The 513-nt window shown below is 71.9% G+C and carries 2 protein-coding genes; both read right to left on the reverse strand.

Annotated features, from left to right (window positions below):
* Positions 1 to 322 (reverse strand): gamma-glutamyltransferase family protein (locus NQ160_RS12975; RefSeq protein WP_257515644.1); only part of this gene is annotated, 322 nt, incomplete at its 3' end.
* Positions 319 to 513, reverse strand: a 195-nt coding sequence (locus NQ160_RS12980; protein WP_257515645.1) for a M24 family metallopeptidase, incomplete at its 5' end; no start/stop codon positions are given. The genes NQ160_RS12975 and NQ160_RS12980, both read right to left, overlap by 4 nt.

The raw sequence follows: 513 nt of genomic DNA on the forward strand, positions 1-513 counted from the left end.
CGGGCACGAGATCGAGCCCCTCGCCCCTGAAGTGGGCGATGGTCGCCCCCGCCGGCGCCGGCCCCTGCCCCATGAGGACGGTCGGCTCGGCGGCTCCCGCCGAGTGGAAGATGCCGACGAGGTCACCGCCGGGGCCATTGAGGTGCGGCTCGACGATGTGCAGCACGAAGCCGCCCGCCACCGCGCCGTCGAAGGCGTTGCCGCCGCGCTCGAGCACTGCCTGGGCCACGGCTGTCGCCGTGGCGTGCGTGGACGCCGCCATGCCGAAGGTGCCCTCGAGGGTGGGGCGCGTGGTGAACCCGGACGGCGGCGTGAACCTCACTCGCTCGCGCCTGCGATCCAGGCCTCGACCTCGTCGGCGGTGCGCGGGATGGCGGCGGAGAGGTTCACGGGACCGTCCTCGGTCATGAGGATGTCGTCCTCGATGCGCACGCCGATGCCGCGGTACTCCTCAGGCACGGTGACGTCGTCGATCTGGAAGTACAGACCCGGCTCGATCGTGAACACCATGCC

It is taken from the genome of Microbacterium sp. zg.Y909 (assembly GCF_024626565.1).